Below are 16517 nucleotides of genomic sequence, written 5' to 3' on the forward strand. Positions count from 1 at the left end.
TCCTCCTTCAGCGTTCTACTTGCATGTATTAGGCACGCCGCCAGCGTTCGTCCTGAGCCAGGATCAAACTCTCATTAAAAGTTTGAGTTCTCACTCATTTCTGTCACTGACAGATTTATTGTTTTTTTCATTGTTCAGTACTACAACATCAGTTGTAGTGCCCTGCACATTGGTTCGTCTTGTTCAGTTTTCAAAGGTCTTTGTCTCTCACTTCTCTCGTGAGCGACAACTATATTAGTATATCACAGCTTCTAATCGTTGTCAATAACTTTTTCAAATTTTTTTCAACTTCTACTGCAACATACCCATAGTCCGTACGGGATTCGAACCCGTGTTACCGCCGTGAAAAGGCGGTGTCTTAACCCCTTGACCAACGGACCGTGAGCTTTTTAACTCTTTCTATTATACCCACTTTTTGAATCTTGTCAAGAACTTAAGATTATTTTTTTATCTTTTTGGAGAAAAATCTCTTAGCACATGCTTCAGTTCTTTCAACATTGCTTTTCTTCCTTTGAATCGCTCATCAGCTAACAATCGTTCAAATAACTCCAATTTTTCTTTTCCTAATCCTGCTCGATACTCTTTAAGCACTTCTTGTAATGCGTAAGACTCATCTATCAACAGCCCCCCTTCGCCTAAGCGATGGCTAATCTCGCTCACTTCTTCATAAGCTTGGCGATCCAATCTTCTTTTGTAACTTTCTTGTTTTCGAACTGCATCCAAAATTCGATTTCGAAACTTTGTTTTGAAGTAGGTATAAAATTCCTTATTTTTATTTTCCTTAAAATCAGGGTGATTTTCTAGTAATTCATGTAGGCAAATCATTCCCTCTTGATCCCAATCTTCTTTTTCCCATAAATGAAGGTAGTATTCTTTTCTACACTTATGTACAATAGCTTTTACTTCGTGGTAATTCATGTCTAACATAGTTGTTCTCCTTTTCTGCCATTAGTATAGCAGAGGTAGGGACGAATTATGACATTTCTTCTATTTTGTTATTTATCTTGTCTGATTTTATTTTTTTGAATGTTTGATATTTCGTTGGGATATCTTTTTAGACTTTTTAGGATATAAAAAGAGACAAGAGCTATGCTCTTGTCTTTTAAAAAAATTATTGGAACAAATCTACAATTGTATCCCAGACGGTTTTTGCCTTTTCTTTAATTTTTGCATCTGAAATAGCTTTTTCTGCTTCATCAATAAGGTTCTGTGCTCGACTTTGAATGTCACTTATAGAGTCAGTTGACTGCCCTCCACCATTGTCAGTTGACTGATTCGGAACATTTTCAGGAGCAATACCATTTATTTTATAGGCGTTTTCAACTGTAAATGTGCTTCCTGGTGTATAAGGAAGAATTGTTTCTGCCATACTTCTAAAAATATGAGCGGCGCCATTCGATGTCGAACCTGCTAGATAATGATTTTCATCGGTTGTCGGGAAACCAAGCCAGTGACTAATGACTACATCTGGCGTATAGCCGATAACCCACTGGTCACTCGTATACACCGGGTTGAAGGCCGCTTCTGTTGTACCTGTTTTCCCGGCCATAACATAACCATCTGGTGATGAACTTATCCCTGTACCGTTTGTGAATGTCCCTAGCATCATGCTAGTCATTTTATCCGCTACGGATTTATCTATCACTCGTTTTTGAGAATTCTTATGCGTAGCAATGACTTGACCACTTGCATTTTCAATACGTGTAATGAAATGTGCTTCAGGCATCAAACCCTCGTTTGCAAATGCTGCATAAGCTTGCGCCATTTGTAGTGGACTAGTTTCCACACCACCACCCAGTGCAACACCCAACACACGATCTACATTGGTTAAGTTAAGCCCGAATCTTTCACCTGATTCAAAAGCCTTGTCAATACCAAGTTCCTTAACCGTGGCTACTGCAGGAAGGTTTAGGGATTCAGCTAAAGCTTGGTACATTGGAACTTCTGGAGATGTTTTGATACCTGCGTAGTTATCTACCTTGTAATCACCATACTCCATAGTATGATTGTCCAACTCTTTATTTAGAGCCCAACCAGCTTCGACTGCTGGGGTATAGACAACTAAGGGCTTAATAGTCGAACCTGGGCTTCTTTTTGATTGAGTTGCATAGTTGAAATTTCGGAAACCAGCTTTATCATCTCCTGCTACACGACCAACAACTCCTCGAACTCCTCCTGTTTTTGGCTCTAGAGCAACACTGCCCGACTCAGCATGAGTTCCATCTTCTGCGGTTGGAAAGAGAGCTGTATTTTCATAAATGACCTGCATATTAGCCTGGTAATTCTGATCTAATTCCGTATATATACGATAGCCGTTGTTCACAATTTCTTCTTCAGTTAAATTATATTTTTCAATTGCTTCATTAACAACAGCATCAAAATAGGATGGATATCGGTAGTCTGAAACTTTACCTTCATAAGCATCTTGCAGTTGAGAGGCCATATCAACACCCGAAGCTTCCGCTTCTTTGTCTTTATCAATATAGCCAGCAGCGACCATGTTTTGTAGAACGGTGTCTCTACGATTAGTAGAATCTTCAATAGAATTCAAAGGGTTATACAATTCTGGCCCTTTAAGCATTCCAGCTAAAGTTGCAGCTTCATCAAGTGTCAGTTGAGAAGCTGAGACCCCGAAGTATTTTTTACTTGCATCTTCAACACCCCAAACCCCATTTCCGAAGTAGGCATTGTTCAAGTACATAGTCAGAATTTCTTTCTTACTATATTTTTTTGTTAGCTCCAAAGCTAAAAAGAATTCTTTCGCCTTTCTCTGTACAGTCTGATCTTGAGAAAGATAGGCATTTTTCGCCAACTGCTGAGTAATTGTAGAACCACCACCTGAGCGTCCGGCCGTCACTATCGCTAGGAAAAAACGAGCATAGTTAATACCATCGTTCTTATAGAAACTTCTATCTTCTGTAGCAATGACGGCATTTTGTAAGTCTTCACTGATGTTCGAAAGTTCGACATAGGTACCTTTTTGACCTGACAAGGCGCCTGCTTCTTTTTCCTCTCTGTCAAAAATCAGAGTGCGAGTTTTTAAAGCGTTTTGCAGGTCTGTAACATTTGTCGATTTTGCTAGAGCAAACAAATAAACCCCAACAAACAAGCTGGCACTAAGCCCAAGAATTAAAAAGATTTTTGTCAGATGATAGCGACGCCAAAATTTTCGAACAGGGCCAATTGCCCCCGCTTTCTTTCGTCCTGCTCTTGAACGCCGTAAATTGCTCGACACACTTTCTTCTTGTTCCATTCCATTCATTTCTGTTTTTTCAATTTCAGATTCTTCTTTTTTAAATAAAGAAAGAAATTTTTCAAATAAGGTATCTAATTTCATGCGTATATTTTATCATCTTCCCCATAGGAAGACAAGAATTTTGCTAGTTCCCCTGTCCAAATAAATTGATTTTTGTTACAATATCAGTATGAAATTTACCTTTACGATTCCCAACTCTCTACCCGAAATGACTGTCAAACATTTTCTAGAAGAACAGCTGTTAATACCTCGAAAAATAAGGCACTTTTTGAGAATCAAGAAACACATCCTCATTAATCAAGAAGAAGTCCACTGGCATCAAACGGTCAAGGCTGGAGATGAGTGCCAATTGATTTTCGACGAGGAAGATTATCCTACAAAAAAAATTCTCTGGGGAAATCCCAAACTTGTCGAAGAAGTCTATCAAGACCAACATTTAATTATCGTCAATAAACCTGAGGGTATGAAGACACATGGAAATCAGCCAGACGAGATAGCTCTTCTCAATCATGTCAGCGCCTATGTCGGCCAAACCTGCTATGTTGTTCATAGACTAGATATGGAAACAAGCGGTCTCGTACTGTTTGCGAAGAATCCATTCATTCTTCCTATCCTTAATCGCTTATTAGAAAAGAAAGAGATTTCTCGAGAATACTGGGCTCTGGTTGATGGAAGATTAGCGGCTAAGGACTTTATCTTCCGAGATAAAATCGGCCGCAACCGCCACGATCGTAGAAAACGAATAGTTGACCCCAAAAACGGTCAATACGCCGAAACTCATGTAACTCGGTTAAAACAATTTCAAAACAAAACCAGTCTCGTTCGGTGTAGATTAAAAACAGGACGTACTCATCAGATCCGAGTCCACCTATCTCACCACGGACATCCAATCCTCGGGGACCCTCTCTACAACCCACACTCAAAAAACAAGAGACTGATGCTTCACGCATTTAAACTATCCTTTATCCACCCTCTGACTTTAAATAAATTAAGCTTTACCGCACTCTCAGATACATTTGAAAGAGAATTAAAACAAAATGGATGATAAAATCATCCATTTTTTTAGATACAAAAAGCAAGACCGACTGGTCTTGCTTTTTTGACTCAGAAATTATTTAGCAATATTTGCGAAGTATTCAAGAGTACGAACAAGTTGTGCAGTGTAAGACATTTCGTTGTCATACCATGAAACAACTTTAACCAATTGTTTACCATCAACGTCAAGAACTTTAGTTTGAGTTGCGTCAAACAATGAACCGTATGACATACCTACAACGTCTGAAGAAACGATTGGATCTTCAGTGTAACCGTATGATTCGTTAGCAACAGCTTTCATAGCTGCATTTACTTCATCAACAGTAACGTTCTTTTCAAGAACAACTACCAATTCAGTTACTGATCCAGTTGGAGTAGGAACGCGTTGTGCAGCTCCGTCCAATTTACCGTTCAATTCAGGGATAACCAAACCGATTGCTTTAGCAGCACCAGTTGAGTTAGGAACGATGTTAGCAGCACCAGCGCGTGCACGACGAAGGTCACCTTTACGGTGTGGACCGTCAAGGATCATTTGGTCACCAGTGTAAGCGTGGATAGTAGTCATCAATCCTTCTACAACACCGAAGTTATCTTGAAGAGCTTTAGCCATTGGAGCCAAGCAGTTTGTAGTACATGAAGCACCTGAGATAACTGTTTCAGTACCATCAAGAATATCGTGGTTAGTGTTAAATACGACTGTTTTAACATCTGATCCACCAGGAGCAGTGATAACAACTTTCTTAGCACCACCAGCATGCAAGTGTTTTTCAGCAGCTGCTTTAGTAGCAAAGAAACCAGTTGCTTCAAGAACGATTTCTACACCATCGTTAGCCCAGTCGATTTGTTCTGGATCGCGTTCAGCAGAAACTTTAACGAATTTACCGTTAACTTCGAATCCACCTTCTTTAACTTCCACAGTACCGTCGAAACGACCTTGAGTTGTGTCATATTTCAACAAGTGTGCAAGCATAACTGGATCTGTAAGGTCGTTGATGCGAGTAACTTCAACACCTTCTACGTTTTGGATACGACGGAAAGCAAGACGACCGATACGACCGAAACCGTTAATACCAACTTTAACTACCATTAGTGATTTCCTCCTTATGAAAATCATGAAAATTTTATTGTGAAAAGAGTAACTTGAATCACTACAAATCACCTTTCAACAATCCTATTATATAACTATTTTAGTTTTATTGCAAGCGCTGGCCTTGATTTTCACTTCAGTTTTCTACTTTCTAGATACACAATTTTATATAGATTCCCTTTGTCAAAAGTCTATCAACATACATCTTTATAGTTATTTACAAAACTTTTTTGTTAAACTTTTAACCGCTTCTATTTTGAAAAACTATAAAAAGAGACAGGATTACTCCTGCCTCTGACCGATAATCAATTATTTAAGACGTCCTGGTCTTTCTTTGTAACCATAGTAAGCATCTTCGATGATTTCTTGCATATGATCAACCATTGGAAGACGTGGGTTTGCAGGTGAACATTGATCTTCATAAGCAAGGAAGGCCAATTCACGAGAATGTTCTTTCCATTCTTTCTCGTCAACACCTTGTGCTTTGAAGTTCATTTCGATACCTACGCGCTCACCGAGTTCGTAAACAGCTTTAGCATAAGATGCAACCCCTTCTTCTGGAGTAGAAGCTGGAAGTCCAAGCATACGAGCGATATCTTGATATTTCTCATCTGCACGGTAGTAGTTGTACTTAGGCCATGTAGCTGTCTTAGCTGGACGTGTACCATTGTAACGGATAACGTATGGAAGCAAGATTGCATTTGTACGTCCGTGAACTGTGTGGAATTGTGCACCAATCTTGTGAGCCATTGAGTGAGAAATTCCTAGGAAGGCATTAGCAAAGGCCATACCAGCAATAGTTGAAGCGTTATGCATTTTCTCACGTGAGTGGAAGTCTGCATTCTTAACTGAGCTTTCAAGGTTTTCAAATACGAGTTTGATCGCTTGAAGAGCAAGACCGTCAGTGTAGTCGCTAGCCATTTGTGATACGTAAGCTTCAGTCGCGTGAGTCAATACGTCCATACCAGTGTCAGCAGCAACAAATCCAGGAACTGTCAACACCAAGGCAGGGTCTACGATTGCCACAGTTGGTGTCAATGAGTAGTCAGCGATTGGGTATTTACGGTTGTTTGCTTTATCAGAGATAACGGCAAATGGAGTTACTTCAGATCCTGTACCAGATGTTGTTGGGATCGCAATAAATTTAGTCTTCTTACCAAGCAATGGGAACTTGAAGGCACGTTTACGGATATCCATGAATTTTTGTACCAAGTCACGGAAGTCCACTTCTGGTTGTTCGTAGAAGAGCCACATAACTTTGGCCGCATCCATTGGTGATCCACCACCAAGAGCGATGATTGTATCTGGTTTGAAGGAACGCATAATCTCAGTACCACGTTCAACTGTAGTGATATCTGGGTCTGGTTCTACATCTGCAAAGATTTGGTAAACAACCTTATTGCGACGAAGGTCAAGTTGTTCGATGATACGATCAAGGAAGCCAAGCTCTACCATAGCGTGGTCAGTAACGATCATGACACGCTCAACGTCACGACATTTTTGAAGGTATTGAATTGAATCACGTTCAAAGTATGTTTTTGAAGGAAGTTTCATCCATTGCATGTTATTTCTCCGTCTTCCGACTTTTTTGATATTCAAGAGGTTAATGGCGCTAACGTTATCCCCAACTGAGTTACGTCCGTAAGAACCACATCCGAGTGTCAATGATGGCAAGAAGGCATTATAAACATCCCCGATACCACCGAAAGTAGAAGGTGAGTTACAGATAACACGAATAGCTTTAACAGCTTTACCAAATTCTTTAGTCAGTTCTTCATCAGCAGTATGGATGGCAGCTGAATGTCCAAGACCGTTAAATTCAACCATTTGACGAGCTTTAGAAATACCATCTTCACGGCTTTCAGATTTCAAAACTGCGATAACTGGTGACAATTTTTCACGAGTCAACGGCTCGTTTTCACCAACTTCTTTACATTCTGCAGCAAGAATGTTTGTTCCTTCTGGAACAGTAAATCCTGCTTGTTCTGCGATCCAAGTTGCTGGTTTACCAACGATGTCAGCGTTCAATTTTGCACCAGCACAGTTTTTGCTATTTGCTTTCACACCGAAGCAGAATTCTTCAAGAAGAGCTTTTTCTTTTTTGTTTACAAAGTAAGTGTGGTAAGATTTTAACTCTGCTACAAATTCATCATAAATTTCTTTATCAATAATAACCGCTTGTTCAGAGGCACAGACCATACCATTATCAAATGATTTAGACATTACGATATCGTGAGCAGCTTGGCGAATGTTAGCTGATTTTTCAACATAAGCTGGAACGTTTCCGGCACCTACCCCAAGAGCTGGTTTTCCACATGAATATGCAGCTTTAACCATGGCATTCCCACCTGTTGCAAGGATTGTTGCAACACCTTCGTGGTTCATCAATGCGCTTGTTGCTTCCATAGATGGTTCAGTAATCCACTGTACACAGTTTTCAGGAGCTCCTGCTTTAATCGCTGCATCACGCACGATTTGAGCAGCGTGAGCTGATGATTCTTGAGCTGATGGGTGGAATGCAAAGACAATAGGATTACGAGTCTTCAATGAAATCAACGCTTTAAAGATTGCTGTTGAAGTTGGGTTTGTTGTTGGAGTGATACCACAAACAACACCAACCGGTTCAGCAATAAGAGTCAATCCTGTCACATCGTCTTCTTCAATAACACCAACTGTTTTAGTGTGGCGCATGTTGTTTACTACGTGCTCACAGGCAAACAAGTTTTTAGTCGCTTTATCTTCAAATACTCCACGTCCTGTTTCTTCAAAGGCATGTAGAGCCAATTCTCCGTGGGCATCAAGAGCTGCAACTGAAGCTTTTGCTACAATATAATCGACTTGATCTTGGTCAAGTTTACGCATTTCTTCAAGGGCAACTAAAGCTTTTTGCACCAAACCATCGACATGCTTTTCAGCAGCGAGTTTCTTTTCCTCTGGTGTTACAGTTTTTTTATCAGCCATATTTTCCTCCATAGCTTTCAAGGATTGTAAGTCCTTTGTTAATTTTTTCACAATCTTATTATAACTCTTTTTTCAAGATTTGTAAACAGTTTCATAGAAATTTCACAAACTTTTTTTATTCGCTTGTGAAAATAATTTTGCACAGCCCTACCCATACGCTTTTTAGCTTATACTTTGTGAATAATCCCATAAAACTTTTATTTTTCACAAACTTCATTGTAAAAGGGTATTGAAAGGCATCTCAATTTCCATGTAAGCGCTTTCTGTGGGTGCGGTATATTACCCCCTCTAAGAGGAGGTTATTGTGCTTGTTGGAAGAGCCCTTGTTTAAAGTCGCCTTCATAGACAACTTCTTGCTCTGTAGTCAGTTTTCCTTTTCCTTCAGCTTGGCCATTAACAAAGCCCCCTTCATAAACCCAGCCTTCTTTAGCTTGGTAGGTCCCTTTACCGTTAAATGCTCCATTTTTAAATTCACCAGTATAAGTGTCGCCATTTGAGAAGGTCATTGTGCCTTTGCCATTCATCTTTCCACGAACAATACTTCCATCATATACAAGTGAATCGCCATCCAGTTTTAAAACTCCTTGCTTAGGCATATTCCCTACAAATACAAATATAGCACAAAGAGCTATGACTACTACTGTTGCAATTTCCAAACGAGGACGCGTTATATAGACACTGTACTTATCATAGAATTTCTTTAAATTATCCATTTTTTGCCTCATTTTCTAAACGTGTTAGCCAAGCTTGGCAACCAGTTAAAACTCGATCATAAGTTTCATCAAAATCACCTGTATACCATGGATCAGGAACACCCTCAGAAGCAAATGCCTCTAGCTTGTGTTGTTGGTCTTGAGGACACATCCGAGTCAAATCTAGAAGATTGGACTCGTCCATTCCAATGATATAGTCAAAATACTCAAAATCTTTTTTAGAAATTTGTTGTGATGTTTTTGATGAATCGTAAGGAATCTCGTGAGCTTTAAAAATTTTCTGAGTTCCTTTGTGAATTGGATTTCCATGTTCCCAAGAAGAAGTTGCTCTACTTTGAATCTCATAATCATCGGTTAAAGATTTCATAACAAATTCTGCCATAGGACTACGGCAAATATTACCAAGACATACAAAAACAACTTTCTTCATTATTGTTCCCCATCTTCATAGAAAAAGGGGTATGAGATCCACCCCGTTTTATTCTTCAATCGCGCTTTCACCATCAACAACTGTACCTTCTGATGTAACAGCCTCTTTAAGTGGCAAGACAGATTTGATAGCTCCAAGTTCAAAAGTCAAGTAAACTCCGTCTACATCAAGTACGATCGTTCTGTTTTCGGTATCAACTTCATCAACTGTACCGTATAAACCACCGATAGTAATGACTTCATAGCCTTTTTGAAGTTTATTGAGACTCTCCATGCGTTTTTCAGCTTGTTTCTTTTGAGAACGTTGCATAAAGAACATCAAGGCAAACATCCCTACAAGCATAATCACAAATGTTAAATTTGGATTCATTGTATTTTCTCCTTTGTAATTCAGATAAAACTACTATATCAAATTTCACTATTTTTTACAAGATTGCACCTTAGTTTTAGTTCAATAAAAAACCAGAGCAAAGCTCTGATTTTTCTTATTTCAAGTTGTTTACAAGTTCTACTAAGTTTTCAACTGTAAATCCATACTCTGCCAACACTTTTGAAGCTGGGGCAGATGCTCCAAAGGTATCAATACCGAGAACTGCTCCATCAAGACCAACGTATTTATACCAGTTTTGAGTCGCTCCCATTTCAACCGCTACACGGCGACGAACTGCATTTGGTAGGATTTCTTCTTTGTATGCGACATCTTGTGCATCAAAGACATCCGTAGATGGCATGCTGACTACGCGAACTTTTCCACCTTGACTTGCCAATTCTTTAGCAGCTGCAACAGCTAGATTAACCTCTGAACCTGTTGCAATCAAAATCGTGTCAAAGTCTTTAGTATTTTCATAGACAACATAAGCACCTTTCGCAACCTTATTAAAGTCTGTTCCTTCTTCAACAGTCAAGTTTTGACGAGTCAAGACGAGGGCAGTTGGTGTTTTCTCACTATTCACTGCAAGATACCAAGCTGCTTGAGTTTCACGCGCATCTGCTGGACGGAAAACGTTGAGATTTGGAATCGCACGAAGTCCTGCCAAGTGCTCAATTGGTTCGTGAGTTGGTCCATCTTCACCAACTGCGATTGAATCGTGAGTAAAGACATAGGTTACAGGAAGACCTTGTAGAGCTGACAAACGAACTGCCGCTTTAAGGTAGTCTGAGAATACGAAGAAAGTTCCACCGTAAACTCGAAGTCCACCGTGAAGAGCCATTCCGTTCAAAACTGTACCCATTGCAAATTCACGAACACCAAATTGGATATTACGGTTCAAGCGATTTGCATCGTCCTGAAGTCCGTCAGTTTTGATGTAAGTCATATTTGAATGAGCAAGGTCAGCTGATCCACCAAGGAAGGTTGGCAATTTAGCAGCCACTACATTTAAAGCATCTTGGCTTGAGTTACGAGTTGCTTGAGAGAAGCCATTTTCTAAAGCTGGGAAGTCTTCTGGAGTCAATTCAACTGGATCACGTCCTTCGATGATGGCTTCCACTTCTGCAGCAAGCTCTGGGTAAGCTTCTTTATAATCTGTAACTAGTTTTGTCCATGCTTCATATGCTGATACACCTCGGTCCGCAACATTTTCTTTGAAATCAGCATAAACTTCTGCTGGGATTTCAAATGGTTCGTAGTCCCAACCAAGGGCTTGACGAGTTGCAGCAGTTTCGTCTGCACCAAGAGGAGCACCATGTACGGCATTAGTTCCTTGTTTGTTTGGCGAACCATAACCAATAACAGTTTTTACTTCAATCAGAGATGGTTTCCCTGAAACCTTAGCTTCTTCAATAGCTGCTTGAATAGCTTCTAAGTCTGTCCCATCTTCAACCAAGGCTGTATGCCAACCGTAAGCATTGTAACGATCACGAACACTCTCTGTGAATGAATCTTTTGTCTCACCGTCCAAGTTGATATCATTTGAATCATAGAGAACAACCAATTTGTCAAGTTTCTGCAAACCTGCGTAAGAAGCAGCTTCACTTGAGACACCTTCCATCAAGTCACCATCTCCACAGATAACATATGTGTAGTGATCAAAGATGTTATAACCTTCGCGGTTATACTTGGCTGCAAGGAAACGTTCTGCTTGTGCAAAACCTGTCGCAGTTGCAATCCCTTGTCCTAGAGGACCTGTTGTTGCATCAACCCCTGCTGTATGACCAAATTCTGGGTGACCTGGAGTTTTAGAACCCCATTGACGGAAGCTCTTCACTTCATCCATGCTCACATCTTCAAATCCAGAAAGGTGAAGAAGGGCATAGAGAAGCATTGATCCGTGACCCGCTGAAAGAATAAAACGGTCGCGGTTGATCCAGTTTGGTTGAGCTGGATTGATACGAAGTTCTTTAGTGAAAAGGCTGTAAGCCATCGGTGCTGCACCCATTACCACCCCTGGGTGACCTGAATTCGCTTTATTAATAGCGTCAATACCCAAGAAACGAATAGCATTAACAGATAGATTTGACATAGAATTTCCTTTCTCTTTGAGGTGATAAGTTTATCACATATCCTATTCTACTATTATATGAAAAAACAGATAGAATAGCAATAAAACAATTTACTATAAAATGACTCAGCCGATTATACTAATTCCTAGTAGCTTGATAGTAAGGCAATAATATTTCAAAAGCCCTATCCAGTTCATCTAAAATCTTATCTAGAGTTTCTTCATCGGTCACTGGAACATCAGCTTTTATTATTACTTTGCGAATCTCTTGGTTAGATAACTGTTGTCTTAAAAGTTGTCTATTTCCCTCAGTAGCTTGTACTCTATAGCTTTCATCGTTTTTCTGAACCCAATAATAGATTCCATCAACCACTGGGATATCCAATATTTTAGCCTGTTTTGACAAGGTAGTCTCATCTTTCTTTCTCTCTACAAAGCTGACTTCTATAGAGATTCCCCAATTATTCTGATTTCCATACAAACGAAGAGCCATCATGGGCTCTGTTACATACCCCTCTCTCTGTAAATAAACCCAGAAATGTGGTCGTAATCTCTGCGCTTGATTCATCCATTGACTGGTGGGGTGTAAATTCCAATCGGAATGCCTAGCTTGAAAACATTTCGCTAGGTGAGTAAATGCCTTTCGCGCTTCCTGCCCTTTTTGACGCAGGTCTAGCATTTTATCCTTTTCAGCTCCTGCTTTTTCAGGATTCCGGTACTGTTCCCCTTGATAAGCAAGATAGTCCTTGATTTCTTTCATTTTATTCCTTCTTTAGTTAGAAAAAAATCAGGTTTCCCCTGATTTTTCATTTTTATTCTGTGTCAACTACAACGTAACGATTTGGTTCGTCACCTTCAGAGTAGCTAGTAACACCTTCCATTCGTGAGATGATACGATGGATAATTTTACGCTCGCTGCTTGACATTGGATCTGTCATCTGACTACGGCCTTCTTCCAAGACACGTGTAGCTAATTTTTGAGCATAACTTTGTAACACTTCTGCACGATGTTCTACATAATCATTCACGTTGATAGTAATGTAGAAAGTTTTTGAATAACGATTGTAGAGGTAATTTTGTGCCAAAAGTTGAAGGGATTTCAAAACCTTACCATGGTAACCAATGATACGGCCTGGCTCATTTGTATCAATTTGCATGTTGATAGAGCGACGGTTAGAGGTGCTAGAAATAGTCCCCTCAACATCCATATCATCAATGATTGCTTGAACATAATTGGTTACTTCTTCAACAACCTTTTCGGTGTCGTATGTTGGCTCGACTTTCAAACCAAGAATTTCTAAGTCGCTGCCTTTTTCAGGCTCAACTTCATCTTGAGTTTCTTCAGGTTGCAATTCTTTTAAAACTTCAATATGGCCTGTTTCTTCTAAAATCGTGCTGGCTTCTTTATCATTCTTAAGAATTTCAGCCTTAACTTCTTCAGAAATTTCTTGGCCTTCTTCTTCAATTTTCTTGATAGCTGCAACTACATGTCCCAAATCAACGGTCGCTTCGCTGACTGTTTTAACTGGATCATTTTGATCATTAATTTCCTTTGGAACACCTTTGATTGCTTGCTGATTTGCTTTTACAACGGTTGTCTCACTGATTGCTTCGATATCAACTTGAGCTTGTTTTGTACCAAAAAGTCCAAAAAATCCCTTTTTCTCTCTCGAAACAACTTTGATATGAGCTTTCATTCTAGGAATATTTAATTCATTCAATCCCTTTTGGATTGCTTCTTCAACTGTTGAACCTGTAAATAATACCATTATCAGATTTCTCCTTACTTTTTCTTTTTCTGTGCTTTCTTTAGAGCTTTTCTTTTCTTAACTTCTAAATCCTTCTTAGCTTGCACATCAGCTTCACGCTCTGCAATGATTTTGAAGGGGTTGTTCAAAAGGTATGTTTGCAATACTTGATAAGCATTTGAAACCGCCCAGTAAAGAGCGACACCACTTGGAGCAGATATTGCAAAAAAGAAGATTATAACAGGCATCCCATACATCATACCTGTCATTGCACCATTTTTCTCAGGCAAAGCTTTATTTGAAAGCCAGCTACTGAGGAAGGTGAATAGGGCAGCTAAAATAGGTAGTACGAAAGTAGTATCAGCTCCACCTAGATTGAACCATAAGAAGTGGCCTGTCTTCAAAAAATCTACGTTTGATAAAGCTTGGAAAAGAGCCAATAGAATTGGCATTTGAATCAAAAGCGGCCAGAAGGATGCAGATTGCTTAATGCCTAATTCTTTAAATAATTTACGTGTTTCCTGATCTAGCTTAGTACGACTTTCCATATCGCGACCTGGATAACGTTCGCGCAATTCTTTGATAAGAGGTTGCGCCTCTTGCATTTTTCTGGAAGCCACCATTTGTGTTTGAAAGACTGGTAACAGTATTGTTCTAATCAAGACTGTGAACAGAATAATCCCTAAACCAATGCTGACATCAAATGACAAAAATCGAATAGTTTCAGCAAAAAAATAAACAAGTTTACTCCAAAAGTCTGCAGAATCTGCAGATACTTCACTAGTTGCACAAGCAGTCATTACCAACAAGGACAAACCTAACAAACTAGTCAATTGTAATTTCTTCTTCACTCTTATTTCCTTCCTGGTAAATCTTTGCTAATCTCAAAACATGAAGTAAGTTTTTTTCAATTTCTGCATATTCTAATAGTTCAACGCCTTTTCGAGCAATCACAACAAAATCGACATTATCAACAAGTTGATTACTATTTTGAATGAGAACATGCCGGATTCTTCTCTTGATTTGGTTTCTTGTCACAGCATTTCCTAATTTTTTACTGACTGACAAACCTACTCGAAAATGTGTTTCATTGTTTTCTAATCGATAAATAACAAATTTTCGATTAGCTACACTTGCTCCCTTTTTAAATATGGCGTCGAAATCTTTCTCTTTTTTTACACGAAAGCTTTTTCTCAAAAATTCTACTCCATCTAATAAAACTACTACTATTATACCATAATTTTTCAAAAAGCCAATCATGGCAAGGTTTTAGGCTGGTTTGACTTCGAAAAAAGTAGCCATTCTTAAAAAATTTGACCAGAATCAATGAAATTTTACTAGTTTTTTAAAGAATACAAAACAAAAGCCACTCTTACGAGCGACTTTTGTAGGAGATTATTATGAAAAAGTTTAGGATTTCTATTAAATAAAGTTAGGAGGTCTTTATTTAATGATTAGAGTATACACACCTATCCTTAAATTGAACTTAAATCATTTTATTTTTTATTAATTTTTAAAACTATGAATTGGAGCTGGAATCTGTCCTCCACGAGCAATGAAATCAGCCGAAGAAGCTCCATTGACTTTCATAACTGGGGCAGTTCCTAGCAAGCCACCAAACTCAATCATATCGCCTTCTTTACCCTTTGGAATGATACGGACAGCTGTGGTTTTCATATTAATAACACCAATTGCTGCCTCATCCGCAATCATAGCCGCAATCGTTTCTGCCGGGGTATCTTCTGGAATGGCAATCATATCCAATCCAACTGAACAGATAGCAGTCATGGCTTCTAATTTCTCAAGATTTAGGGAACCATTTTGCACTGCTGCTATCATACCCTCATCTTCTGAAACTGGGATGAAAGCACCTGACAGACCACCGACTTGGTTGCAAGCCATTACTCCGCCTTTTTTTACTTGGTCATTTAAAAGAGCTAAAGCGGCAGTCGTCCCATGAGTCCCAACTGTTTCCAGTCCCATTTCTTCCAGGACCCGAGCTACTGAATCCCCCACTGCAGGAGTAGGTGCTAAACTCAAATCAACAATCCCAAAATCAACACCTAGTCTTTCACTAGCCATCTGGCCAACTAATTGACCAATCCGAGTAATCTTGAAGGCTGTCTTTTTAACAGTTTCAGCAACTACATCAAAGCTTTGGCCGCGAACTTTTTCTAGGGCACGTTTGACTACACCAGGCCCTGAAACACCTACGTTGATAATAACATCAGCTTCACCAACACCATGAAAGGCTCCGGCCATAAAAGGATTATCCTCAACTGCATTGGCAAAAACGACAAGTTTTGCAGCCCCCATATCTGAAAGCTCAGCTGTCTCCTTGATAATTCGACCCATATCAGCTACAGCAGTCATGTTGATTCCAGACTTAGTTGATCCAATATTTACTGACGAGCAAACTTTATCAGTTTCAGCTAAAGCACGTGGAATCGAGTTGATGAGTATTTCATCTCCTTTTTGGTAGCCTTTTTGAACTAAAGCAGAAAAACCACCAATAAAATCTACGCCAATTTCTTTTGCTGCTCTATCTAAAGCTTTGGCTAATGGTACATAGTCCCTTGCATTTGTAGCAGCACCAATTAGAGAAATCGGTGTTACTGATACACGTTTATTGACAATAGGTATACCTAACTCAGCAGCAATTTCATCACCGACTGCCACTAAATTCGCCGCCTTAGTCGTAACTTTTTCATATATTTTATCTGCAGCTCTATCAATATCCGGATCAATACAATCAAGAAGAGAAATTCCCATGGTAATGGTACGAATATCAAAATTCTGCTCTTCAATCATTGCAATAGTTTCGGTAACTTGTCTAATATCCATAAG

The 16517-nt window shown here is 39.3% G+C and carries 14 protein-coding genes, 1 tRNA gene and 1 rRNA gene; 1 reads left to right on the top strand and 15 read right to left on the bottom strand.

Annotated elements, in window-relative coordinates; translation table 11 throughout:
• The 4 genes from QM923_RS07735 to pbp2a all read right to left on the bottom strand — a co-directional run.
• Positions 1 to 79: ribosomal RNA gene (locus QM923_RS07735) — 16S ribosomal RNA — on the bottom strand; the annotation flags it as partial.
• A 229-nt stretch (positions 80 to 308) separates the two neighbouring features.
• Positions 309 to 380, bottom strand: a tRNA-Glu gene (locus QM923_RS07740).
• A 67-nt stretch (positions 381 to 447) separates the two neighbouring features.
• A complete protein-coding gene (locus tag QM923_RS07745) occupies positions 448 to 927 on the bottom strand; it encodes a sigma factor (protein ID WP_036756170.1) in 480 nt (159 codons plus the stop codon).
• 184 nt (positions 928 to 1111) lie between these two features.
• Positions 1112 to 3337, bottom strand: coding sequence for a penicillin-binding protein PBP2A (pbp2a, locus tag QM923_RS07750; RefSeq protein ID WP_414291457.1), 2226 nt, complete (start codon positions 3335 to 3337; stop codon positions 1112 to 1114).
• Positions 3338 to 3425: 88 nt separating this feature from the next.
• Between pbp2a and QM923_RS07755 the strand changes: the two genes are divergently transcribed.
• A complete protein-coding gene (locus tag QM923_RS07755; RefSeq protein ID WP_414291458.1) occupies positions 3426 to 4301 on the top strand; it encodes an RluA family pseudouridine synthase in 876 nt (291 codons plus the stop codon).
• A 66-nt stretch (positions 4302 to 4367) separates the two neighbouring features.
• On the opposite strand, the gene gap is transcribed toward QM923_RS07755, so the two are convergent.
• From gap to QM923_RS07810, 11 genes are all read right to left on the bottom strand, one after another.
• A complete protein-coding gene (gap, locus tag QM923_RS07760) occupies positions 4368 to 5378 on the bottom strand; it encodes a type I glyceraldehyde-3-phosphate dehydrogenase (protein ID WP_414291459.1) in 1011 nt (336 codons plus the stop codon).
• 309 nt (positions 5379 to 5687) lie between these two features.
• Positions 5688 to 8339 (bottom strand): bifunctional acetaldehyde-CoA/alcohol dehydrogenase, encoded by a 2652-nt coding sequence (gene adhE / locus QM923_RS07765; RefSeq protein ID WP_414291547.1) that lies wholly within the window; start codon positions 8337 to 8339, stop codon positions 5688 to 5690.
• Positions 8340 to 8638: 299 nt separating this feature from the next.
• Positions 8639 to 9052: an MORN repeat-containing protein gene (locus tag QM923_RS07770; RefSeq protein ID WP_414291460.1), complete on the bottom strand. Its 414-nt coding sequence runs from the start codon at positions 9050 to 9052 to the stop codon at positions 8639 to 8641.
• On the bottom strand, positions 9045 to 9482 hold the full coding sequence (locus QM923_RS07775; RefSeq protein ID WP_414291461.1) for a low molecular weight protein-tyrosine-phosphatase: 438 nt from the start codon (positions 9480 to 9482) through the stop codon (positions 9045 to 9047). Before QM923_RS07775 ends, QM923_RS07770 begins: the two co-directional genes overlap by 8 nt.
• A 48-nt stretch (positions 9483 to 9530) precedes the next feature.
• Positions 9531 to 9851, bottom strand: coding sequence for a preprotein translocase subunit YajC (gene yajC, locus QM923_RS07780; RefSeq protein WP_049494404.1), 321 nt, complete (start codon positions 9849 to 9851; stop codon positions 9531 to 9533).
• Between the two features lie 115 nt (positions 9852 to 9966).
• On the bottom strand, positions 9967 to 11943 hold the full coding sequence (gene tkt, locus QM923_RS07785; RefSeq protein ID WP_414291462.1) for a transketolase: 1977 nt from the start codon (positions 11941 to 11943) through the stop codon (positions 9967 to 9969).
• A 118-nt stretch (positions 11944 to 12061) separates the two neighbouring features.
• A complete protein-coding gene (locus QM923_RS07790; protein WP_414291463.1) occupies positions 12062 to 12682 on the bottom strand; it encodes a ribonuclease P in 621 nt (206 codons plus the stop codon).
• A 52-nt stretch (positions 12683 to 12734) separates the two neighbouring features.
• A complete protein-coding gene (gene jag, locus QM923_RS07795; protein ID WP_414291464.1) occupies positions 12735 to 13691 on the bottom strand; it encodes an RNA-binding cell elongation regulator Jag/EloR in 957 nt (318 codons plus the stop codon).
• Between the two features lie 14 nt (positions 13692 to 13705).
• The gene (locus tag QM923_RS07800; RefSeq protein ID WP_004251132.1) at positions 13706 to 14521 is read right to left on the bottom strand and encodes a YidC/Oxa1 family membrane protein insertase; all 816 of its coding nucleotides are present in this window, start codon (positions 14519 to 14521) and stop codon (positions 13706 to 13708) included.
• The gene (gene rnpA / locus QM923_RS07805) at positions 14496 to 14867 is read right to left on the bottom strand and encodes a ribonuclease P protein component (RefSeq protein WP_025169334.1); all 372 of its coding nucleotides are present in this window, start codon (positions 14865 to 14867) and stop codon (positions 14496 to 14498) included. Before rnpA ends, QM923_RS07800 begins: the two co-directional genes overlap by 26 nt.
• 309 nt (positions 14868 to 15176) lie before the next feature.
• On the bottom strand, positions 15177 to 16514 hold the full coding sequence (locus tag QM923_RS07810; protein WP_414257345.1) for a PFL family protein: 1338 nt from the start codon (positions 16512 to 16514) through the stop codon (positions 15177 to 15179).
• Positions 16515 to 16517: the final 3 nt, after the last annotated feature.

Source organism: Streptococcus infantis (assembly GCF_047463275.1).
Lineage (GTDB): Bacteria > Bacillota > Bacilli > Lactobacillales > Streptococcaceae > Streptococcus > Streptococcus infantis_AF.

What these genes read in the sequence shown, in the direction of transcription:
- QM923_RS07745 (WP_036756170.1), bottom strand. Translation starts at nt 927, where the DNA reads ATGTTAGACATGAATTACCACGAAGTAAAAGCTATTGTACATAAGTGT.
- pbp2a (WP_414291457.1), bottom strand. Translation starts at nt 3,337, where the DNA reads ATGAAATTAGATACCTTATTTGAAAAATTTCTTTCTTTATTTAAAAAA.
- QM923_RS07755 (WP_414291458.1), top strand. Translation starts at nt 3,426, where the DNA reads ATGAAATTTACCTTTACGATTCCCAACTCTCTACCCGAAATGACTGTC.
- gap (WP_414291459.1), bottom strand. Translation starts at nt 5,378, where the DNA reads ATGGTAGTTAAAGTTGGTATTAACGGTTTCGGTCGTATCGGTCGTCTT.
- adhE (WP_414291547.1), bottom strand. Translation starts at nt 8,339, where the DNA reads ATGGCTGATAAAAAAACTGTAACACCAGAGGAAAAGAAACTCGCTGCT.
- QM923_RS07770 (WP_414291460.1), bottom strand. Translation starts at nt 9,052, where the DNA reads ATGGATAATTTAAAGAAATTCTATGATAAGTACAGTGTCTATATAACG.
- QM923_RS07775 (WP_414291461.1), bottom strand. Translation starts at nt 9,482, where the DNA reads ATGAAGAAAGTTGTTTTTGTATGTCTTGGTAATATTTGCCGTAGTCCT.
- yajC (WP_049494404.1), bottom strand. Translation starts at nt 9,851, where the DNA reads ATGAATCCAAATTTAACATTTGTGATTATGCTTGTAGGGATGTTTGCC.
- tkt (WP_414291462.1), bottom strand. Translation starts at nt 11,943, where the DNA reads ATGTCAAATCTATCTGTTAATGCTATTCGTTTCTTGGGTATTGACGCT.
- QM923_RS07790 (WP_414291463.1), bottom strand. Translation starts at nt 12,682, where the DNA reads ATGAAAGAAATCAAGGACTATCTTGCTTATCAAGGGGAACAGTACCGG.
- jag (WP_414291464.1), bottom strand. Translation starts at nt 13,691, where the DNA reads ATGGTATTATTTACAGGTTCAACAGTTGAAGAAGCAATCCAAAAGGGA.
- QM923_RS07810 (WP_414257345.1), bottom strand. Translation starts at nt 16,514, where the DNA reads ATGGATATTAGACAAGTTACCGAAACTATTGCAATGATTGAAGAGCAG.